18 protein-coding genes are annotated in these 20,055 nt (G+C 68.2%); 3 read left to right on the top strand and 15 right to left on the bottom strand.

The window, feature by feature from the left end:
- Nucleotides 1–32: 32 nt before the first annotated feature.
- The 3 genes from ACIBKX_RS33480 to ACIBKX_RS33470 form a co-directional block, all read right to left on the bottom strand.
- Entirely contained in the window at nt 33–707 is a 675-nt protein-coding gene (locus ACIBKX_RS33480; protein ID WP_363275895.1) for a hypothetical protein, read from the bottom strand.
- Nucleotides 708–939: 232 nt separating this feature from the next.
- Entirely contained in the window at nt 940–1,320 is a 381-nt protein-coding gene (locus tag ACIBKX_RS33475) for a hypothetical protein (RefSeq protein WP_363275894.1), read from the bottom strand.
- Between the two features lie 84 nt (nt 1,321–1,404).
- A complete protein-coding gene (locus tag ACIBKX_RS33470) occupies nt 1,405–1,872 on the bottom strand; it encodes a hypothetical protein (RefSeq protein ID WP_363275893.1) in 468 nt (155 codons plus the stop codon).
- A gap of 622 nt (nt 1,873–2,494) precedes the next feature.
- On the opposite strand from ACIBKX_RS33470, the gene ACIBKX_RS33465 reads away from it, so the two are divergent.
- Nucleotides 2,495–3,241 carry a DUF1838 family protein gene (locus ACIBKX_RS33465; RefSeq protein ID WP_363275892.1) on the top strand — a complete coding sequence of 249 codons (747 nt, stop codon included), beginning with the start codon at nt 2,495–2,497 and terminating at the stop codon, nt 3,239–3,241.
- Between the two features lie 110 nt (nt 3,242–3,351).
- Here the strand turns inward: ACIBKX_RS33465 and ACIBKX_RS33460 are convergent, their stop codons facing one another.
- A complete protein-coding gene (locus ACIBKX_RS33460; RefSeq protein ID WP_363275891.1) occupies nt 3,352–3,693 on the bottom strand; it encodes a hypothetical protein in 342 nt (113 codons plus the stop codon).
- A gap of 1,096 nt (nt 3,694–4,789) precedes the next feature.
- On the opposite strand from ACIBKX_RS33460, the gene ACIBKX_RS33455 reads away from it, so the two are divergent.
- Nucleotides 4,790–5,947, top strand: a complete 1,158-nt coding sequence (locus ACIBKX_RS33455) for an MFS transporter (protein WP_363275890.1) — start codon at nt 4,790–4,792, stop codon at nt 5,945–5,947.
- A 120-nt stretch (nt 5,948–6,067) separates the two neighbouring features.
- On the opposite strand, the gene ACIBKX_RS33450 is transcribed toward ACIBKX_RS33455, so the two are convergent.
- The 11 genes from ACIBKX_RS33450 to ACIBKX_RS33400 all read right to left on the bottom strand — a co-directional run bounded on the left by ACIBKX_RS33450 (nt 6,068) and on the right by ACIBKX_RS33400 (nt 18,916).
- A complete protein-coding gene (locus tag ACIBKX_RS33450; protein ID WP_363275889.1) occupies nt 6,068–6,622 on the bottom strand; it encodes a hypothetical protein in 555 nt (184 codons plus the stop codon).
- Between the two features lie 132 nt (nt 6,623–6,754).
- Nucleotides 6,755–12,040 (bottom strand): LPXTG cell wall anchor domain-containing protein, encoded by a 5,286-nt coding sequence (locus ACIBKX_RS33445; protein WP_363275888.1) that lies wholly within the window; start codon nt 12,038–12,040, stop codon nt 6,755–6,757.
- Between the two features lie 218 nt (nt 12,041–12,258).
- A complete protein-coding gene (locus ACIBKX_RS33440; protein ID WP_363275887.1) occupies nt 12,259–13,077 on the bottom strand; it encodes a hypothetical protein in 819 nt (272 codons plus the stop codon).
- Nucleotides 13,074–14,048 carry an ATP-binding cassette domain-containing protein gene (locus ACIBKX_RS33435; protein WP_363275886.1) on the bottom strand — a complete coding sequence of 325 codons (975 nt, stop codon included), beginning with the start codon at nt 14,046–14,048 and terminating at the stop codon, nt 13,074–13,076. The genes ACIBKX_RS33440 and ACIBKX_RS33435 overlap by 4 nt, the downstream gene beginning before the upstream one ends.
- Nucleotides 14,045–14,719, bottom strand: a complete 675-nt coding sequence (locus ACIBKX_RS33430) for an ATP-binding cassette domain-containing protein (protein ID WP_363275885.1) — start codon at nt 14,717–14,719, stop codon at nt 14,045–14,047. Before ACIBKX_RS33430 ends, ACIBKX_RS33435 begins: the two co-directional genes overlap by 4 nt.
- Entirely contained in the window at nt 14,716–16,245 is a 1,530-nt protein-coding gene (locus tag ACIBKX_RS33425; protein WP_363275884.1) for a hypothetical protein, read from the bottom strand. The genes ACIBKX_RS33430 and ACIBKX_RS33425 overlap by 4 nt, the downstream gene beginning before the upstream one ends.
- A complete protein-coding gene (locus tag ACIBKX_RS33420; protein WP_363275883.1) occupies nt 16,235–16,717 on the bottom strand; it encodes a hypothetical protein in 483 nt (160 codons plus the stop codon). Before ACIBKX_RS33420 ends, ACIBKX_RS33425 begins: the two co-directional genes overlap by 11 nt.
- Nucleotides 16,718–16,724: 7 nt before the next feature.
- The gene (locus ACIBKX_RS33415) at nt 16,725–17,354 is read right to left on the bottom strand and encodes a hypothetical protein (RefSeq protein WP_363275882.1); all 630 of its coding nucleotides are present in this window, start codon (nt 17,352–17,354) and stop codon (nt 16,725–16,727) included.
- A complete protein-coding gene (locus ACIBKX_RS33410) occupies nt 17,351–17,953 on the bottom strand; it encodes a stage II sporulation protein M (RefSeq protein WP_363275881.1) in 603 nt (200 codons plus the stop codon). The genes ACIBKX_RS33415 and ACIBKX_RS33410 overlap by 4 nt, the downstream gene beginning before the upstream one ends.
- 152 nt (nt 17,954–18,105) lie before the next feature.
- Nucleotides 18,106–18,402: a hypothetical protein gene (locus ACIBKX_RS33405; protein WP_363275880.1), complete on the bottom strand. Its 297-nt coding sequence runs from the start codon at nt 18,400–18,402 to the stop codon at nt 18,106–18,108.
- A 76-nt stretch (nt 18,403–18,478) separates the two neighbouring features.
- Nucleotides 18,479–18,916 carry an RNA polymerase sigma factor gene (locus ACIBKX_RS33400; protein ID WP_363275879.1) on the bottom strand — a complete coding sequence of 146 codons (438 nt, stop codon included), beginning with the start codon at nt 18,914–18,916 and terminating at the stop codon, nt 18,479–18,481.
- Nucleotides 18,917–19,353: 437 nt separating this feature from the next.
- Here ACIBKX_RS33400 and ACIBKX_RS33395 point away from each other — a divergent pair, with 437 nt between their 5' ends.
- Nucleotides 19,354–20,013: a response regulator transcription factor gene (locus tag ACIBKX_RS33395; RefSeq protein WP_363275878.1), complete on the top strand. Its 660-nt coding sequence runs from the start codon at nt 19,354–19,356 to the stop codon at nt 20,011–20,013.
- Nucleotides 20,014–20,055: the final 42 nt, after the last annotated feature.

Genomic DNA, 20,055 nt, shown 5'->3' with positions numbered 1-20,055 from the left:
GGGTCACCCGGTCAACAATTCACCTGCTCGTCTCAGTGCTGCATGACGTATGCCCGGCCCGCTTTGTCCGTCGCCGCGCAGGAGGTCTTCTCCGCCGCGGTCATCTTGCGGGTCTTGACGACCACGGCGTTGCTCTTGCCGTCCGTGCCGTTCTTGGCCGGTCCGGTGATGGTGTCGCCGAAGAACCAGAAATAGTGACCCCACTTGGGACTGTCGTAGTGAGTCTGCCAGGTACCGGACACCTGCTGCATCACCTGAGCCCGGGAAATCCAGCCGACCTCTCCGGGCTGCACCGTCATGTTCAGGGAACTGCTCTCCGTATGAGTGCTGGTCCAACTGTGGTTATAGGTCGCGGTGACGCTCAGATTCACCATGTCCGCAATCTTTCCGCCCGCCTCGACCGAACCACCCACCGAATCCGTGGCACCGACCGAGTCGGCCCACGTCATCGACTGGGTGGCGGGCGAAGCGCTGCAGTTGTAGAGCGAGTCGGAGACCTGACGGAACCCTCCGAGGTACGCCTTGCCGAGCTCGGGTTCGTTGAAGGTGCATTTGCCCTGGCCCGATACGCAGTCGGCCATGAGAAGTTGACGGGTCGGCTCCTCCGCCGCGGCTGCCGTGTCGGTGGCAGCCGTGACCATCACGCATGTTCCCGCCGCAACGGCCAATGCCCGAACGCCCTGTCTCAGGGCGTGACTCATCGTCATTTCTGGTACGCCTTTCCCACTCTGCGGGGCCATAGGTGAATCGCGCCGGCCCTTGTCCATGCCTGGGCACTGTCGACCGGGCCGCGCTCACCGCTTTCGTAGGCGAGATTGTCCTACTATTTACATCAATCCCACCAAGGGCGAGCAAAGTTGCGGTTGATTAAGAAACCATCTCTCTGCCGCCCCACCAGAAAGCGAATGGACGACCGCGCGGAGCGACTACGGCGACCGATCAGAGCTCCTGAGGCGCGAACCCGGCCATGCCGCCGCCGACGACCGGAACGAGATAGACCAGCCAGCCTCGTACGCCCACCGTCGGCGGTTCTTCCTGACGGATGATCAGAGCAAGCGCCATGCCGGCCACGGCGGGAAGCCGGACTCCCAGCACGGCGAGCAGCAGCAAGTTGGGCACGGGGTGTTGATTGACGACCCACCCCCCACACACGGCGAGTGCCGCGGTGGTCATCAGTCCCCCGGTCGGCCGGAGGAGGCCGAATCGAGGTCGGTCGACTCCGGCAACCCGAGCCCGGGTCCGGACGACTGCGGTCATCCAGATGATGCCTGTCACGACCAGGAGGGTCTCGCAGGCCAGGACGATGTCCACTGCCGGCATGACTGTCCTTCCTCTTCGCGCGGCTCGTGCCGGTCGAGCCCCTCCGACGGAGGGGGAGAGACCGACCGGTCGTACGTCGGCCCTTTAGCCATGAGGGCGTAGCGATTCCCTGATGGCATGGACAGCGCTGATGGTGGCCGTGAGCCACAGCAGAGCCGAGCTGACGGCAATCTGGCTTTCGACATGCACTGCCACAGTCGCCGCTACATAGACGACGGACGCAACGAGGACGCCCGACGCGATCGAGGTGACATCACGCCACGGCCGGCCGAACGAATTCCGTCCCACGACAAGCCCGATCGCGACGGAGAGAAAAACAGCGATACAGGCGCTGTACAGAACCCACATGGTCAAGAACCTCAACTTCTGCTTGCAGTAGCCGCCGCGCCGATGCCCGCACCTTCCGGGAAGTCGAGCAGGGAAGCGGTGGGCCCTGGGGGCATGGCCTGGACGCCCTTGAAGCGTGCCGAGGGTACGAGCGCCGCCGCTCTTGACCTGCCGCACGGCGATATCGGTGGCGGCAACGGTGTTCGGGCAGACCACGTTGCCCACGCGGACCTTCGCACCGGCCACGTCCTGGGCGCCGAGCAGGATGAGCCCGAGCTGCCTCGGAGGCCGCGGTGCCAGCCGTCCCCGCAACGGATTCCACGACAGCGGCAGCCCGCGCCGCGCCTTCCGGGTGCGATACGGCGGTGTGGGCCGGAATGGCGGAGACTAAGAGCGCCGCCCCAACTGTGGCGGACACAGCGGCGATAGAGAGCCTGCCCAGCTGACGCAGATGAGTGCTGTTCTGCACGCGCCGCACTCCTTTGAACGTCCTTTCGGTCGTTCCTCGCAGCTCAGTCCGCGTAGGGGTGATAGGCATCAGCACGACCTTCCCGTCAAGATCGACTTCATCACCAAAGGAAGGGTCAAGCTATGACGGAGGCCATAATTCCGCCTCAGATCTTGCTCAATTGCTGATAGCTGGGGCCCTTTAGCTGCCAATCAAAGGTTGACTACGAGAATCAACCTTTGATGCCCAGTGCAATGGACGGCGGCCCTATCTCCATCACGATGGCACCGCGTTGGCCCCGTTCAGTCAGGCCCTGCCCCGCGCATCGCATGACGAGCGACCGAACCACCGGGGGGGGCGCCCACCCTGCCCGTACGACAGTCGCGCAAAGTACTCCGTATGACGACACCCCCAGAGCTGCTCCGCTCGTTCGCCCGCACGCGGGCGTCGCTCGACGGCGAGGAGATCACGTACTGGTGGTCCGGGGACGTGTACTCCTGGGCCCCCGACCAGCCCTACCAGCGCGTGTTCGGCTTCGAGGGGCTCAACGTCGCTCGCCTGGTGCAGGACGACGAAGGCGAACCGGACGCCTACCTACTGCTCTCCCGCGAGGCCGCCTTCTTCCTGGACCCCGTGTCACGCGAGATCTTGGAGACTTGGCAGGGCCTGCCGGTGGAGCACATATGGAATGACCCGGCGAACCAGAAGTGGCGCCCCTTTCCCATACCGACGACCGATCTCGGCAAGCAGGTCTGCTTCAGTCTGGAGATCCCGCTTGCTTACCCCTCGCCCCTGCCGGTGACCCAGTACCCGCTCCACTCGGCCGACGACACCTACCGGGCCCTGGAGCTCTTCCAGTTCTTCGCGGACCGAGTAGACCTGGCCGGCCCGGCGCCCAGCGTCCCGGCCATCATGTCGTGGACCCGGATGTCTCCGTGGCTCCCGTGGATGGCCCGCGGCCAGCGGCCCGGCGGCCTCACCTATCACTGCAGGGGTCGCAAGCTCGACTCGTACGCCGAGGTCCCCGAGCGCACCCGTGCCTACATAGCCGGCCATCACCCGCGGTTCGCCCAGGCCCCAGAGAAGTGGAGCGAGCCGAACGAGACCAGCTGGACGTACTTCCGCAAGCTCAACCCGCCGACGTAGCCGCCCGGCACGGAGCTCCGTCTCCGGGCCGAAGTCGGTAGGTCGGAGTTGGGAGTCGCGAGTCGGCAGTCGGGAGTTGTGAGTTGGGCGTTAGGAACCCGCTCTGTTCTCTACCTTCCGAAGCTGGCTCTCTCGTTGTCGAGAAGCATGGTGTGAGCAGTCGCGGTGATGATGAACAGCGCCATCAGGAACCCTGGCAGTGGACTGCTGCCGTATTCATTTGGGGTGGTGGCACCAGCGATGACGAATACCGCGATCTCCGCAACCACGTAAACGGAGGCCAGCCACGGCTTGACGACACCTTTCACTGCCGCGACCACGAACGGTAAGGCGGCGGCCAAACCGATGGTTAACGCAGGGACTAATGTCCAGATCACTCTGGCGAGGGGGGTATTGAACATACGCGGCCGAGTCCGCGTCGAGCGCTGCTTGAAGGAGAAGTCGCCGGCCATGAAAGCTCCTGTGCCTGATGAAGGGAAAGGTACGGCGGCCTCCACGTTGCCAGCGTCAACGCAGATTTGTGCGTTCAAGCACCACCACGTGTCCTGATGCGTGTCCTGGTCAACGTGAGTGATGGCATCGCCTGCCCGGTGGAGGCGACCCGCGTGATGAATCGGCCCCGGGCCACCGGAACTTCTGGCGCACTCCCCCGACGCCACAAGGCCATGTCCAACGCGTCGACGGCCGTTCACAATCGCACGATGTTGCTCTACCTGCCCGGGATTGCCGATGGTGACCCCGTATACGGAGTCGGCCCGCAGCGGTGTACTGGTAGCCCGGTCAGCACACGCCACGCACCCTTGATGACGCACCTGACACCGGCGAGATGAGGCCGGTCCGCACAGGAAATCCTGAGGAGGAGTCCGGGGTGGCGTTGGACGTGGCGTGAGGCGCTCATCGCAACCCGGGTGAACTCGCCGGCTCCAGCGAGCGGCAGGTCGGCGAGTTCCTCCTTGGCGTGCTGCTTCCCACGACAGCACGCCAAGGTTCAACTCGGAGTCTCAGAAAGGAAGCAGGACGAACGTCTGCCAGTCCCGCTGCCGCGCCCACTGGCGCAGACCTGCTGAAGTGGCCGTATCGGCTCTCCCGGACGACGCGGCCGGGATCACCGCTCGCCGTCCCGGCCTTCCCCGGACAGCGCCCCGGCCTCCTCCGAACGCCTGGTGCGTCCGCCCAGCGCGAGTGCCTGCCGTTCCCATTTCACGTGCTTCGGCCTCCGGTCTTCGCTCCAGAGCAGACGTGACCCACTGACCCGCGATTTGATTCCTGTCGGCCTGCATCCCCGCTGGGCCTTCTCGCCTCGTCCGGACAAGGTGGACCTTGGCATGGTTCACCAAAGCCGTGCCACATCCGCGCGCCCAGCCCCCAGACGCCGGTGCTCTTCCGCGATGGCACCCGATCAAGCAGCAGTGCCCAGCCCCTCACCGTGCCGTCGGGAAACGGAGCATTCGTGTGGCTAAGCGCCCTACGGAGACACGAAGTGCGGATCAACGTAATGAATCCGCCGGCTACCGTGCCGTCCTGACGGCGCCAGGAGCGTTTCCTGTCGTGGCCTTGTCTCTGCTGGGACGGCTGGGGACCGCCATGGCAAACCTGAGCCTGCTGCTCTATGTGAACGCGGCCAGCGGTTCCTACGCCTTCGCCGGCGGCACGATCGGGGTCAGTTTGATCGGTGCGGCGATCGGGGCCATCGGGCAGGGCCGTCTGATCGACCGCTTCGGGCCCAGCCGCCCCCTGCTCGCCCTGGCGGCGGTGTACGCGCCGTTGAGCTTCGGGCTGATCACCCTGGTGGCCGCACGCCCTTCTCCTAGTCCCCTTCTCGCCTGCGTTGTCTTCGCGCAAGGGGTCACGCAACCGCCACTGGCCATCGCGTCGCGCGCGATGTGGCCGCGTCTCGTCCCAGCGGGACCGCAACGCCAGACGGCCTACAGCTACGAGACAACGAGCTCGGAAACGTGTTTCCTCATCGGCCCGACCGTCGCTGCCGTCCTGGCCGATGTGCTGTGGCCGGGAACTTCTCTGACCTTGGCATCAAGCATCATCACCACCACAGCAGTTGGCTTCGCCCTGGTCCCGGCCGCACGTCGGCACCGGGGCAGACAGAGCGCCGCCGTCCGGTCCCTGAAAGGTCAAGCCGTGCTGCGGTGCCGGGGAATGGCGGTGTTGCTCGCCGCCGTCCTGGGGTTCGGCACTGGGATCGGCTTCGTCATGGTGGGCGTATCCGCCGCGGCGGACGCGCTCGGTGCGCCCAAGGCCGCCGGATACCTGCTGGCCGCAGGGTCCGCCAGTTCAGTTCTGGGCGGCCTCGCGTACAACCGCTGGCCCTGGCCCCGGCCCCTCCCCCGGCGGCTGCCGTTTCTGATGACGGCCTATGGCCTCCTGTTCTGCCCGGTGTTGATCGGGGGCCTTTACGGGGTCGCGGCAGCGGTGGTCCTCAGTGGCCTCACCCTGGCGCCCCAAAAGGCCACCCACAACATCCTCCTGGAATCACTGGTACCACCTCACCAGGTCTCCGAAGCCTTCGGATGGGTCGTCACCGTCATGGTCCTCGGCAGCGCCGTCGGCCAGGCCGCAGGCGGTGCGGCGGTCGAGGCCAGCGGGCACCAGATGGCATTCCTGATCGGCGCAGCGAGCATTCTCGGCTTCACCACCGTCGTCGCCCGCAATCAATGCCGTCTGCGGACCCAGACGTACCCTCGGCAGTGAAGCTCCGTGCCTGCCGATCGGCAGGCAAAGCGCCATGAACTCACATTGTGGATAAGCCAGTTCAGGGGCACGCAACCTTGAATCGGCGCGTCGCCGTGGCCGACGGACCGGCCGACGTACTCAGCCCTGCTTCGTTCGGGCCATGTTGAGTGCGAAGACGTCCTTCTTCGCGCTCACGGCCAAGTGGTACGTCACCAAGCCCAGCGCCAGCTCATGCCCGGAACCCCGGCTGGTCTGGTCGATGTGGTTCCCCAGCCAGCCGTTGAACGCGTCGCGCCCGGCCCCCCTCGTGGCGGGGACGCTCGCGCACGCGGCGAGGAACTTCTGGGCGGCCTCCTGGTCCTTGCCGAAGGACTGACAGGTGACGGACGCCATGGAGCCAGGCAGGGCACCGCTCTCCATCACCCCGAACCGCTGCGACTTGTGCCCCACGCCGCTGCCCTGGCGCAGACGCTGGGCGATGTGCCGTGAGGCCTCGAGATTGCGGTACGTGAGCTGCCAGCCGGCCTTGGCGAGATGCGCCTCGAATGCCTTCGTGCTGAGGCCGGGAAGCGGGGCGACCGCGGCGTTCTCCTCGGCCCTCGGCCTGTCGTCAACCGCGTCCCCCGCGGTGCAGCCGGTCGACGCGGCGAGCAGGAGCGCAACAGCGGTCCAGGTGGTGCGAGTTAAGTGCACGGGATCCTCCGGTGGCAGATTTGTGGGGTTTCGGGAGGAAACGTACCGAAGGTGGATTGCAAACCCAGACAGCGAACGAGGTGAATCATTACGTGTCACCTCGTTCGCTGCCCCTTGTGCGCCTCGGGGCTGTCACTGCCGGCGGCGAGCAACCGTGATCAAGACGCCTCCTGCGAGCAGCAGCGACGCGGCCATGGCGGCGAGCAGCAGCTCGACGGAGTTGTCGCTGCCGGTGTCGGGCAGGTGCGGCTTGTCCTTCGGGAGCCGCAGGCCCTGCGGGGTGCCCTCGGAACCGCTGTTCTGGTCGTTGGCGGTGTTGGGGTCGTGGGTGCTGGAGTCGACGGTGGCGACGTTGGCCAGGTCCGATCCGTCACCGCGGTAGTTCTTGTCGAGCCTGACGGTGAAGCTGAAGGTGACCGAATCGCCGCGGTTCAAGGACGCCACAGCGGGGCAGGTGACGGTCTGCCCGGAGGCCTTGCACCCGTCGGTGGAGGCGGTGAAGGTGAGGCCTTTGGGCAACGGGTCGGTCACTGTCACGTGCCGGGCCGGGGACGGGCCGTGGTTGGTGACGGTGATGGCGAACCCGAACGTGCCGCCGGGCCCTACGCCCTCGCTGTCAACGGCCTTCTTGTTGGTCTCCAGGTCTGCCTCGGGCGTCACTACGTGCCCACCGGGCACCGCGTTGTCCAGGGTGGCCGCGTTGTTGTCCGTCTTCGGGTCGGCGGTGTCGGACGTGACGCGGGCCGTGTTGGTGATGTCGGAGCCGTCGCCGCTGTAATCCGGTTCAAGCTCCACCGTGAACACGAACGTCTTCGTCGCTCTGTCCTTGAGGGTGTCCTGCACCGGGCAGTTCACGGTCCGGCCGGTGGCCGTGCAGCCGTCCGTGGACGACACGAACGACACCTGCTCGGGCAGCCTGTCCGTCGCGGTGACGTCGACGGCGTCTGACGGCCCGTCATTGTTCACGGTCAGCTTGTACGCGAATGTCTCGCCCGGCTCGACGGCTGTGTCCGTAGCTGTTGCCTTCGTGATCTCCACATCCGCTGACGGGGCGTCCATGCCGCCACCCGGCAGGCCCTTGGAAGCGCGGTTGTTGGCCATATCCGGGTCCGCCGTCGACGACGACACCTCCGCCGTATTCACAATTCCGGAGCCATCACCCTCCGCCGACGAGGCGAGCTTCACGGTGATCGTGTAGTGCTTGCTCTTCCCACTGTCCACGGTCCCTTCCGGACCACACGTCACCGTCCGCCCCGACGCCGAACAATCATCACCCGACACGAAAGACAACTCGCTCGGCAACCTGTCCGTCACCACCACATCCCTCGCATCCGACGGACCGTTGTTCGTCACCTCCAACGTGTACGGAAACGTCGTACCCGGCACAGGCCTCGTCGACTGCGTCGTATCCTTCGACAACTCCAAATCCGCCGACGGCGCTTCGGGGCCGCCGCCCGGCAGGCCCGACAGATCGGTGCTGGCCGTGTTGTTCGAGGTGTCCGGGTCGTTGGTCTGGGCGGTCGCCGTGGCCTGGTTCTTTACGTCCGTTCCGTCGCCGGTGTAGGACGAGTCGAGCCGCACCGTGTATGTGTACGTCTTCGTATTCGATCCCGCCTGCGGGCTCAGGCTGGCGAGAGCGGGGCACGTGACCGTCTGGCCGGACGCCGTACACCCGTCGGCCGACGACACGAAGGTCACCTGCGACGGCAGGGTGTCCGTGAGCTCGATCTGTGCTGCCGATGAAGGTCCTTGGTTGGTCACCGTGACCGTGTAATCGAACTCCTCGCCCGGGTGGACGGGCTGGTTTGCGCTCGCCTGCTTGGCCACGGAGACATCGGCCTCCGGCGGGTCGACGGTGCCGCCGGGCGGCCCACCGCCGGTTGCCGACGAGGTGTTGTTGCTCGGGTCCGGGTCGGGTTGGTCGGCCGCACCCGTGGCCTGGTTGTGGATGTCCGTGCCGTCGCCGGTGTAGTCGGCGGACAACCGCACCTTGATGGTCCACGAAGTGCTTGCGCCCTTGGCCACGGTGGAGACCTCGGGGCAGGTCACGTCCTGCCCCGAGGCGGTGCAACCGTCGGGGGAGGACACGAATGCCAGCTCGCTGGGCAGCGTGTCGGTGGCCTTGACATTGGTCGCGGCGGACGGGCCCGCGTTGCTGACCGTGATTTCGTAGTCGTACGTGTCACCGGGCTTGACCGGCGTCGTGGTCGTGGCGTCCTTGTCGGTCGACAGGTCCGCGGCGACCGGAGTGACCGATGCCGAGGCGCAGTTGCTGGGGTTGGCGGCGTTGCACGGCGTCGGGTCGCCCGGAGTGCCGTCTGCCTCGGTGATGCTGTTGACGACGTTGGTGGTGGTGTCCACCTTCGCGGTGATCGTCAGCGACTTGTTGGCGCCGTTCGCCAGGTTGCCGACGGTCCAGACCCCGCTGGAGGAGTCGTAGGAGCCTGCGCCGTTGTCCGACACGTACGTCAGGCCCGACGGCAGCTTGTCCGTCACGGTGACACCGGTAGCCGCCTTCGGACCGCCGTTGTTGACCGTGAGGGTGAAGGTGACGTTCGAACCGTAGTCGGGCGTCGCATTGTCGACGGTCTTGGTGACGGCGAGGTCGGCGCCGGTCGCGGTGGACGTCACGCTGGCGCAGTTGGTGGGGTTCGAGGCGTTGCAGGGGGTCGGGTCGGTGGCGTCGGACGTCGCCTCGGTCACCGCGTTGGTGATCGCCGAGGTCGAGTCCATGGTGACCGTGACGACCAGCGACTTGCTGGCACCGCTCGTGAGGGCACCGACCGTCCACACCCCGGTAGTGGGGTTGTAGGCGCCCGAGGAGTCGTCGCTCTTCCACGTCGCGCCCGCCGGCAGCTTGTCCGTGACCTTGACGTTCGTCGTGTCGGACGGGCCGTCGTTGGTCACCTTGATCGTGTACTTGGCATCGCCGCCGAAATCGGGATCGGGCGGGTCGACGGTCTTGTCGAGCTTCAAGTCGGCGGAGCGCGCGGAGACCTGTACCGAGGCGTCGGCGGTGTTGTTCGTGCTGTCGGTGTCCAGCGTCCCGTTGACCGTGATGCCGCCGGCCTGGGTGAGTGTCGTGCTGCCGGCGGAACTGGCCGCGACGGTGACCGAGATCGGCAGGTCGACGGTGGACCCCTTGGTCAGCGAAGCCTTGGGCACGGTGCAGGTGACCGTGTCGCCGGAGGCGGTACAGCCGGTGGGCTGGGTACCGGACGGCGTGACGCCCGTAGGCAATTTCACGGTGACGACGGGGTCCGCCTGGGCGTCGTCCGCGCCGTTGTTCCGCACTTTCACCGGGATCGTCGTCGAAGCGCCGGGGGCGACGGGCCCGCCCGCCGCACTCGGGGTGACGTCGAAGTCGTCCGCGGTGATGTCCGTGTCCTGGGAAGCGGACAGCGGCAGGTTCTCATCAAGGTTGGCGTTCGCCGGCGGCAGGGTCAGCGTCGCCGTGTTCTTGGCCGGGTGCGCCGATTTGCTCGCCTTGCCCGTGACGGTGACGGTCGCCTTGGAGTTGACCGGCAGGTCTGCCGTCGTGTTGATGGTGTTGCCGGTGCCGGAGGGCGTACCGCAGGAACCGCCGTTGGTGGCCGTGCAGGTCCAGGAGACGTTGGTGATCTCAGGGGGAACGGTGTCCTTGATGACGGCACCGGTGATGGGGTTGGGTGAGTCCGCGAGCTGGGTGGCGGTCACGGTGTACGAAACCGTGTCGCCCGCGCCCGCGGTTGCCGTGCCGGTCTTCTCGATCTGCGCCTTGACCGGGAGCGTCACAGCCAAGTTCTTGACCTTGTGGGCTTCGTAACTGCCGCCGGTACCACCGACGAAACCGAGCTTGAAGGTAGGAGGCAGCGGGGCCTGGCCGGCCACGGTGGAGACATCGGTCCGCGGGACGACCTCCACCAGCTCCCCATTGGCGGGGTTCTCGATCCAGACGGTGACCATCGTGCCCTGCACGAGAACGCGGGCATGGCGGGAGCTGTTGCCGTCACCGGTCGTCATGCCACCGGAAACCGGTTTCGGTCCGGCGATCCAGTTGTAGCCGGTGGTTCCTCCGGTACCAGAACCACGCAGGCCGACCGCGTTGGGCGTCGCTCCTGGCCCTCCGTTGCCGACCTGTACGGACGACCAGCCGCCGAAGGTGTCGAACCCGACGCCCAGCCAGCCCCCTTCGATCCCCGGGGTGCCCGCCTGGCAGGGGCCACTGTTCTGGGTGGTCGCACAGGCGTAGCCGAGCGCGCCACCCGCCGTGCCGGTCCGCGTCGGTGTCACCGACCCGTCGATGAGCATCAGGGCGAAGCCGTCGGCCCCGCCTCCGGCCTTGGGGTCCGAGACGTTGTAGTCGAAGTCGACAAGGACGCCCTTGTCCGTGGTGAAGCTGTCCTCCATCACATAGGCACCGGCAGTATCGTTCTTCGGCGCTGTCAATTGGAGCCAGCCGCCTCCGAGTTTGGCCGTGTCCGCGTCATTGGTCGGCCGCTTGAACACGGCCCACGTGTGCTGGGTCGTCGTCCCTGTGAACGGCTCGTCGATCGGGAACTGCACCGTCCCGCCGCTCGGCAACTCGCCGACTTGTACGTGGGTCTTTGGCGCGGGTTCACCGTCCGCCGGAGCAGCAGCCGCCCGCTTCCTGTCGGCCGTCCGACCGGCGTCGCCCTTCTTCGTCTTCGTCTTCTGCGTCTGCGTCTGCGGCTTCGTCTGCGGTTGCGGCTTCCTCTTCAGCGAGCCGAACGGCCCGACGAACGCGGCCCGTGCCCCCTGGGGGCCAGCCACCCGCACCCTGAGCTCCTTCACCGGGTGTGCGAAGGCAACATCGGCGGAGGTCGCCCGATCCCATAACGCCCCCTGTCCGGCGGGCGCGGCGAGCTGGAGCCCGCCTGCCCGCGCGGCGGAAAGCCTGGTCGGCGCGGCCCGGAACGACGGAAGCGGCGCGACGACCTTTCGCCCGTCGGCTGCCAGCCCCTCCACCTGTAACTCCGCGCCCGGCGTCAAAGACGTCGTGAACCGCACGGGCTGGGCGGCAGGCAAGGTGATGCGCGCGCGATAGCTGTCCGCGCCGCGGCCTGACGGCAGCACTAACGCGGTTCCACCGCTGGGGAATGGGGAGCGCGCGGTGGTCCACCGGAGGTCACCGGTGCGGGCGATGCCGGGAGACGTGGCCCCCGCGCTCTTCTTCGTCCCGGCTGCACCGCTCCCCCGCAAGTCGAACCGCAATGCGGTCTTGCCGTCCTTGCCGTCCTGTCCGGCACGCCCAGGCACGGAGTACTGGGCGCCGTCGCGCACCGGGCCCCCCTTGCCGAGTGCCGACCAGTCGGCCAGGGCCACGGAGCGACCCTTGTCGACCGACCGGTGCGTGAGCGCTAGGTCGGAGACGGCACCCGGCGCTGCCCATGAGGCTCCCGAGACACTGACCGCCATGGCCAGGAGCATCCCTAACCGCCGCGCGGGCTTCCCTCTCCACCGCATTGCGCATCTCCACCAGTTTTGAGAACAGATATCTCAAGGTGCTGGTGGTACGGCCGATTCATGGGCCAACGCTCCCGTCACGCCGCTTGACTTCACCCATACGCCCACAGCGAGGGAGAAAATATCCCCATGCGTGACCGGTCAGATGGTCCTCTTCTCCAGCGATCCGGTCAGATGGCCCGCTTCTCCAGCGCCACGGCACCGGCCGCCAGGAGTGCGACGGCCCAAACGAGTGTGGCCAGGAGCGCGAGCAGCGGGGAGAGGTTTCCGGGCAGTACGTCGACGCTGGTGAGGGAGGAAGCCGTGGCGCTGGGCAGGTAAGGCTGGACGCGGTCCAGCGCGAAGGTCACTGTCGGCAGCACCAGAAACAGGGCCAGCGCGCTGACGACCGCGCCCGCGCTGGAGCGGATGAGCGCGCCAAGGCCCAGCGCCATCAGACCGCTCAGCGCGAGCTGCAGGCCGGTGCCGAAGACCAGGCGCAGCTGGGTGCCGGTCGGTGTGGTGACGGGGATGCCGTGCTCGGCGTACAGCGCGTGGGCGGCGGCGAGCAGCGCTGCGGCAGCGATCACCCCCACGACGAACACGGCTCCCGAGAGCACCGTGGCCTTGCCCGCCAGCACCTGCCAGCGCCGGGGCACCGCGGCGAAGGTGCTCAGCGCCTGACCGGTGCCGAATTCGGAGGTGATGAGCAGGACGCCGAGCACGAGCACGGTGATGCGGGCCAGGCCCGTGCTGGCGAAGGCCATCTCCAGCGGATCGCCCGCTTCCGTCCTGCCCGCCAGATCGGTGCGGGCGGCGATGAGGGCGAAGAGGGTCCCGAAGGCCACCGTCACGAGCGCGGTGAGGAACAGCAGCAGGCGGTGGGAGCGCAGCGACAGGAGTTTGGTCCACTCCATGTAGCTGGCATCCATGAGACCGCGTGCGGTGACCGTGGCGCTTGTGCTGCCAGGGGTCGTCGGCGAGGCGGTGGGAGTGACAGGCGAGGTCATGCGGCGACACCCCTCTTGGTCAGCTCCCGCTGGGCGGCGAACTCGTTGTCCGGGGCGGTCAGGCGCATGAAGGCCTCCTCCAACGAGACGCCCTGAGGCGTCAGTTCGTACACGATGATGCCGTGCCGGGCGATCAGGTCTCCCACGGTTTCCGGCGGCAGGCCGGTGACGTCCAGTGCGTTCTGCGACTGCGACTGCGGCTGCGGGTTCGGGTTCGGCTGTGGGTGCGGGTGAATCGTGCCTCCCGCGTCCCGCAGTACCTGCTGGAGCCGGGCCTGGTGGTGGTCGGTGGTTCGAATCCGTACCCGATCGGTCGAGTAGCGGGAGACCAGCTCGTCCGTGCGGCCTGCCGCGAGGATCTCGCCACGGCCGATGACGACGATCCGGTCGGCCAGCAGGGCCTGTTCACTCATCAGATGGCTCGATACAAGCACCGTGCGGCCCTGCGCCGCCAGGTCGGTGAGCAGACCGCGCAGCCAGATGATCGCGGCGGGGTCCAGGCCGTTCATGGGTTCGTCCAGGATGACGGTGGCCGGGTCGCCGAGCAGCGCGGCCGCGATGCCCACGCGCTGGCTCATGCCGAGGGAGAGCCGACCCGCTGCCTGGTGACTCACGGCGGCGAGGCCGACCAGCTCCAGCACCTCGCTCACCCGGTGCTCGGTGAGGCCGCTGCCGCGTGCCAGTGCGGTCAGATGGGACCGCACGCTGCGCCGGGGGTGCGCGCCGCGGGATTCCAGGAGGGCGCCGACGGCGGTGAGCGGGCGGTGCAGTTCGCGGTAGGGGGCGCCGTGGATGGTGGCGGTGCCGCTCGTCGGCCCCTCCAGGCCGAGCAGGATGCGCATGGTGGTCGACTTGCCCGCGCCGTTGGGCCCCAGGAACGCGGTGACCGATCCCGGCGGCACGTCGAAGGAGACGTCATTGAGGGCGAGCTTGCCGCCGTAGCGCTTGGTGAGGTTTCTGACTTCGATCATGTCGTGTCCCTGGTGACTGTCTGCGGGAGGCGTCCACCGCGCCCGGAGGGCGATCCAGAGGGCGCCAACTGGATGATGGAGGTGGCGAGTTCTTCCAGTTCGGGCGGCGGATGGTGGGCGACGACCACGACCGCGCGGCCTTCCCGGTGCCACTGTCCGAACTCCGCGAGCAGCGCGGCCACCCCTTGGGCGTCCATGCCGTTGAAGGGTTCGTCGAAGACGAGGAAGGCCGCGGGCTTGATGGTGGTCAGGACGATCCATGCCTTGCGCAAGTTGCCGGTGGACAGCTCGCCGGTGGGCGTACTCCGCCAAGGCCAGAGTCCATAGGCGCTCATGCGGAAGCGCAGCTCGTGGTCGTCGACGTCGCGTACCGGCCTGAGCAGTTCGACGTGTTCGGCGATGGTGAGTGCCGGATAGAGGGCGGGGCTGCTGCGGCACACCGTGCGCCGTCCGCGCAGGCTCGGGGCATGGGCGGCGAGGCCGTCGATCCAGACGGTGCCGGAGAACGGCCTGAGCGCCCCGGACATCAACTCCACGACGGTCGACTTGCCTGCGCCGTTGGGGCCGCTGATCAGCGTCACGCCGTCGTCGAGACGGAAGGAGAGGTCCGTCAGTACGGGGGTGCTCGCGCGGTATCCGGCGGTCACCGCGGCGAAGTGGCACACAGTCATGAGGTGATCTTTCTGCGCAGGGTCCGGTCGGCCAGGGCGAGGCAGCCGAGGGCGGTCAGAGGTCCGGCGGCCAGGGCGACGGGCGTGGGGGCCGCCCAAGGGGCGGTGGCCACGGCGATGGTGGCCACGCAGACGAGGCCGCCCAGGGCCCCGGCGTCGCCGGTGCCGTCCGGGTTCACCTGGCGGCCTGTCTCGACCAGGTCGGCCAGCACGGCTCCCGCAGTGGCCGCGACGGCCAGCGACATTCCGTACAGCGCGGGGACCGGCGAGGCGGCCAGCAGCCCGACTCCGGCGCAGGCCGGGGCCATGGCCAGGGTCACCGGCCCCAGCAGGCCGATGATCTGGCTGTGCGTCAGTTTCCGTGCCGCGTGGCCCTGTTCCCAGGTCCAGCGCAGTTGGCTCAGGAGCACTCCTGGGCCTGCCACCGAACCGGACAGCACGGTGATCACTGTCACGGCGGCGAGCAGTGAGCCGCCGCCGGCCAGCCGGTCGTTGGCGCCAATGAGGTCGACCAGCAGGCCCGGGGCGGTGCTTCCGGCGCCCAGCGCGGCGAGGCCCGCCAGTGCGATGGCGTACAGGGTGCGGCGCAGTGTCACCGCCATGCCCTGCGTACCACGAGCCATCGTGAGCGGTACAACGGTGAGCAGCGGGTGGCGGCGGGATGTCCGGGCGGCACGGATGAGGGCCGGGGCACCTGCCGGTGTGGCGTGTGACCGCCACTGTCCGGGCGTGCGCCGCAGCCAGTGCCAGAGCAGGGCGCCTGTCACCAGAGCCGCGCACGCCGGGGTGCCCCAGGTGGTCACGTACATGCCTGCTTGGCGGGCGAGGGAATCGGCGTGGCTCGACAGTGTCGCCGGTCCCAGCGACTGCGCGAGCCGCAGGGCGCGGGCGGTGGCCGCGCCGGCCAGGCCGCCGACAGCCGTGGCCGTGACGGCGGCGAGGGCCACGCCGAGGAGGCGGGTCCCGGATGTCGTACGGCGCGGCGGGCGGCCCGCGAGCGCGACCGGTGCCACGGCACCACTGAGGGCGAAGACGGCCACGGTCACGACCGCGCCCGAGCCGACCGGCCGGTGCGACATCAGCGCGATGCCGTGCAGCGCGCCCATGGCCGAGAGCCCGGTCAGGCACTGGCGCAGCAGCCCTGGCCACGCGACGCGCCCCAACAGCACCGCGTGCAGCGGTATGTCGAGACCGCGGAGCACCGGCAGATCGGCGGGGGCGAAGACGCTCAGGCGGGTCTTCCGGGTGCCCGCCGACGCGGTGGCGGCCAGCATGCGCAGGGCCACGATCACGAGGACCAGGCCCTCTATGCCGACCGCGCCGATGTCCAGTGCCCGGCCGAGACGGGCGGCGAGCATCCCGGCGAGCGCACCGGCCGGTGCCGCCAGGGCCAAGGCTCCGGCGCAGGCGGCCGCGCCGCCCCATACGACGGTCCGTACCGAGGGGCGCAGCCCGTTCCGGTGACAGAAGTGCAGTCCGTCGGCGGTGACGACGAAGCGGACCGCCCCCCAGGTATCAGCGGGCATTCTTCCCCGCAGACCTGGTGGGCAGCTGGCTCTCCTGGCTCTCAGATCTGGCAGACCTGTCGGACAACTGGCCCGGCGCGAGCAGGCTTGCCACCGCGGCGATCACACACACCACCGCGAGCGCGCAGTACAGCCTTCCGCCGGAGAGCGTTCTGACGGCCTGCCAGTTGAAGATCTGCACCACCCCGGCAAGGAACAGTAGGATCGTCAGCACCCCCGGAAAGGTCCCAGGAAACAGCAGGAAGAGTGTCGCCACCGCGCCGATGACCGTCGTCGCCACGGTCAGGCCGTGGATCAGCACGGCCAGGCCATCGGCGTGGGCCGTCTCGACCGCGACGACCGGCTCGCTCCAGGTCGCCCAGCCCCATACCGCCGAGGCGAGCAGGCCCGCGACGGCCGTCCAGCCCGGCAGCAGGGCGAAGGCCGTCGCGGCTGAACCGCGCTTGCAGGACCTCCTGTGGTGATTGCGCATGGCTCCCCTACCGCCCCATCGCCATGAGGACGCAGGCCGACAGGGCTACGGCGACGGCGGCGCTCACCGCCTTGCCCGGTGTGGCCGAGGCCGACCACTTCTTGGCATCCGGCAGGTGGGCGATGACCGCGACCAGCGGAACGCACCAGAGGGGAAGGGCGCTGCCGAAGCGGTCCGTGTCCTCGGCGGTCCATACGTACGACACGAGTGCGGCCAGGGCGGTCAGGCCCACCGACAGCCGGGCGGTGATCGAGGCGGCGCCGTCCTCTTCAGGCACCCACAGGCGCGCGATCCACCGGTCGGTGAAACCCGCCAGGAACTGCACCAGGAGGAGGGCCACGGCGAAGCCGAGGCAGATCACCACCAGTCCTGATGCCGTCGCCACCCCCTTGAACTCCGGGTCGACCGGGGGCTGCTGGGCCTCGATCCGGGCGCGGACCAAGCCCCTGCGCGACCACACCGCGGCGGCGACGAGCAGCCACACGGCCAGGGACAGCGTCAGCAGACCCCAGTTCGGGGTGCGTTTGCGGGGTCGTGCGGAAGCCGACGGCTCCGGTTCGGATGCGAGCGGGGTGGGCGCCTCGGCTTCAGACCCGAGCGGGGTGGGCGCCTCGGCGCCGGGAACCGAAGTGGTCATCGCGGTATACCTCCCAGTACTTCCAGCCATGCCGCGAGGAGAAGGATGAGCGCGGCGAGAACCATCCAGCGCAGCGCTCGGCCGGCCGAATCCAGATACACGCGGAGCGCCTCCCGTTTCGGCGCCGGGCCGTCCCCGCCGTGCCTGCGCCGCCAGGAGAGACACGCGAACAACGGGCTGATCCCGCAGACCGCGGAGAGGGCAAGACCGATGAACTCGAGAACGAAGTACGTGGCGAGAATCTCCGAAGCGGCGTACACGCCGATGGAGTTGCTCGTGGCGCGGATGACCGTGCCGATATACATCCCGAGCACGGGGAGGCAGGCCAGGGTGGCGATCCCTCCGGTGGCGACTCCAGCGAACAGCAGGAGCGCGGCCCCGGTGTTCTGGGCGAAGATCTGCCACACCATTCCCCAGGGGTGGTGCGTCTCCTGGCCCTGGCTGATGGGGAAAGTCGCGTCGGCCGAGGCCAGCCAGCCGATCGTGACGAACCCGAGCAGCGCGGCAGGCGCGAGGATCCACGCCCCGCGCGGCATTCGAGGCAGCGCGCGGGAAAGCCGTGGCCTCGCCACTCCGGTCGCCCCGAGTCGTACTGCCACTGCGGAAACTCCTCCACTAAAGTCGGGCGGGTGCCCGACGGGCCGACTCGATTGGAGCGAGTCGGCCCGTCGGTATCCACCGGGGTGATGGGGTCAGGCAACATCCACCGGGGAGATGGGGTCAGGCGACGGCCTTCGGCGAGATGAGGTCGTCAGGCGACGGCCTTCTTCTTGCCGAAGAACTTGATCGCCCACGCGATGGAGCCGATCGCGGCGGTGCCCAGGCCGCCGCCCAGCAGCAGGCCCACGGCAGCCGCGGCCGACTGACCTGCGATGACGGCGTCCACGATCTTCGCGGCGATGGCGGCCGAACCGATGCCCGCGGAGCTGAGGATGCCGGCGACGATGAAGGTGCTCAGGGCGCCACCGGCCACACCCACCACGCCGATGCCGGACGCGACCAGTCCAGTGCGGGAAACACGTGCGGGCTTGCGGACTTCAATCTCCATGAGAGAGACCTTTCTCCATGTGTACGAGCTATTCGTCGAGGGCACGTCGTGCCGACAATTTCGGCCCGTGTGCCCTTCACCCTGTAAACGTCGGGCCGGTGGTGCTCGTATGACACCGGCCGAAATCTATTTCGCCGCGCAGCCGACGCAATCCGCGATCGCGGGCACGCGAAACGGTGCCGCGGTGCACTTCGAGAATTTCGGCGGCGCGGTCGATGCTGTGGCCCTCGATGTCGACCAGCCGTATGGCTGCCGCCTGCCCCGGCGAGAGCAGCGAGAGCAGTCGAGCGGCCTCCCAGTCGGCTTCGCGCAGTTCGATGGGGCTGTCGTCGGTCGGCATGTCGGGCAGCTCCGCGACCGCAGTCTCACGGGTCTGCCTGCGGCGCAGGTCGTACACGGCGGTGGTCACCGCGCGCAGCGCATAGGCCCGCGGGTTGGGGTGTCGCACTAAATTGTCGGAGCTGTTCAGGAGTTTCTCGCAGGCCGACTGCACCGCGTCTTCCGCCGTCTGCACTGGGACCATGCAGGACGCGCGACGCTGAAGTGTGGGCAGGAGTTCACAGAGAAGACCGGCCGCTTGACCGGCCCCCTCGTTCCCCTGGATTACCCGTATTGGCCCGGGCAGGGCGACATCGGACACGTAGAATCCTCGCTCGAGGCCGCACAGGCTCAGATGCGGTAAGCGGAAGTGTTTTCCTCAGAGGCGGCGTCTCTCGCGATCCGTTGTGCGCTGCGCCGGTCGCGGGTGCCAGCCGTGCATCACCCTGCCGAACGCGACCTGGCCCCGCCACCCGCCGACCGGCGGATTCCCCGGCAACTCAGCCACTAAAGTCAGTTATGTCCCTTTTGCTAAACGTGCCATCTCGGATGGCATCGGCAGAGATAGCGGTATATGACGTTCAGTTATGCTGTGCGCCGTTACGTCGGAAGTGGGGGGACATGATTCGCACAATGATCGTTGACGACGACGTCTCCGTACGCACCGGCCTGCAGCGAATCCTGGAGACATCCGACGACATCGGAGTCCTGGCCACGTGCGGCGGGGCAGACGCGGAAGCCCTGGCACACCTTCACCGGCCGGACGTCGCCCTGGTCGACATCCACATGCCGGACGTCGACGGACTCGCCGTCCTCAAGGCACTGCTCGCCCTCCCCGAACCGCCCGCGGTCTCGATGCTCACCTCATTCGGCGCAGACACGTACGTCTCCGCAGCCCTCGGCGCCGGAGCCCTGGGATTCCTCCTCAAGGACACCACTCCGGACCAACTCATATCGGGAGTACGGCTCTTAGCCACGGGCGGCAGCGCACTGTCCCCCCGGGTGGCCCGCGCGATGAGCCGAGACGACACCGGACCGGACCGCGCACAGGACGGCCGTGCGGGCCTACGCGCCCGGGTCGCCGAACTGACCCACCGCGAACGCGAAGTCCTCACCCAGCTCGCCGAAGGGCACTCCAACAACGAGATCGCCCGGCGCCTGGCCCTGAGCCGGTCCACCGCCAAGGACTACGTGAGCGCGATCTACGCCAAGCTCCGCACCACGAACCGCGTCCAGGCGGCCACCCTGGCCCACCGGGCCTCCCTCAACTGCATCGACACAGACCCCCGATGACGCACCACGGCCGTTGGCGCCGAAGGCTCTCACCACGGGCCC

The sequence above is a fragment of the Streptomyces sp. NPDC050658 genome (genome assembly GCF_044457025.1).
In the GTDB taxonomy this organism is placed as follows: domain Bacteria; phylum Actinomycetota; class Actinomycetes; order Streptomycetales; family Streptomycetaceae; genus Streptomyces.
The sequence above is the reverse complement of the archived record's forward strand: the minus strand, read 5'-3'. Positions and strand labels throughout refer to the sequence as shown.

What these genes read in the sequence shown, in the direction of transcription:
- ACIBKX_RS33465 (WP_363275892.1), top strand. Translation starts at nt 2,495, where the DNA reads ATGACGACACCCCCAGAGCTGCTCCGCTCGTTCGCCCGCACGCGGGCG.
- ACIBKX_RS33435 (WP_363275886.1), bottom strand. Translation starts at nt 14,048, where the DNA reads ATGATCGAAGTCAGAAACCTCACCAAGCGCTACGGCGGCAAGCTCGCC.
- ACIBKX_RS33475 (WP_363275894.1), bottom strand. Translation starts at nt 1,320, where the DNA reads ATGCCGGCAGTGGACATCGTCCTGGCCTGCGAGACCCTCCTGGTCGTG.
- ACIBKX_RS33395 (WP_363275878.1), top strand. Translation starts at nt 19,354, where the DNA reads ATGATCGTTGACGACGACGTCTCCGTACGCACCGGCCTGCAGCGAATC.
- ACIBKX_RS33460 (WP_363275891.1), bottom strand. Translation starts at nt 3,693, where the DNA reads ATGGCCGGCGACTTCTCCTTCAAGCAGCGCTCGACGCGGACTCGGCCG.
- ACIBKX_RS33480 (WP_363275895.1), bottom strand. Translation starts at nt 707, where the DNA reads ATGACGATGAGTCACGCCCTGAGACAGGGCGTTCGGGCATTGGCCGTT.
- ACIBKX_RS33405 (WP_363275880.1), bottom strand. Translation starts at nt 18,402, where the DNA reads ATGGAGATTGAAGTCCGCAAGCCCGCACGTGTTTCCCGCACTGGACTG.
- ACIBKX_RS33430 (WP_363275885.1), bottom strand. Translation starts at nt 14,719, where the DNA reads ATGACTGTGTGCCACTTCGCCGCGGTGACCGCCGGATACCGCGCGAGC.
- ACIBKX_RS33420 (WP_363275883.1), bottom strand. Translation starts at nt 16,717, where the DNA reads ATGCGCAATCACCACAGGAGGTCCTGCAAGCGCGGTTCAGCCGCGACG.
- ACIBKX_RS33440 (WP_363275887.1), bottom strand. Translation starts at nt 13,077, where the DNA reads ATGACCTCGCCTGTCACTCCCACCGCCTCGCCGACGACCCCTGGCAGC.
- ACIBKX_RS33425 (WP_363275884.1), bottom strand. Translation starts at nt 16,245, where the DNA reads ATGCCCGCTGATACCTGGGGGGCGGTCCGCTTCGTCGTCACCGCCGAC.
- ACIBKX_RS33415 (WP_363275882.1), bottom strand. Translation starts at nt 17,354, where the DNA reads ATGACCACTTCGGTTCCCGGCGCCGAGGCGCCCACCCCGCTCGGGTCT.
- ACIBKX_RS33445 (WP_363275888.1), bottom strand. Translation starts at nt 12,040, where the DNA reads ATGGCGGTCAGTGTCTCGGGAGCCTCATGGGCAGCGCCGGGTGCCGTC.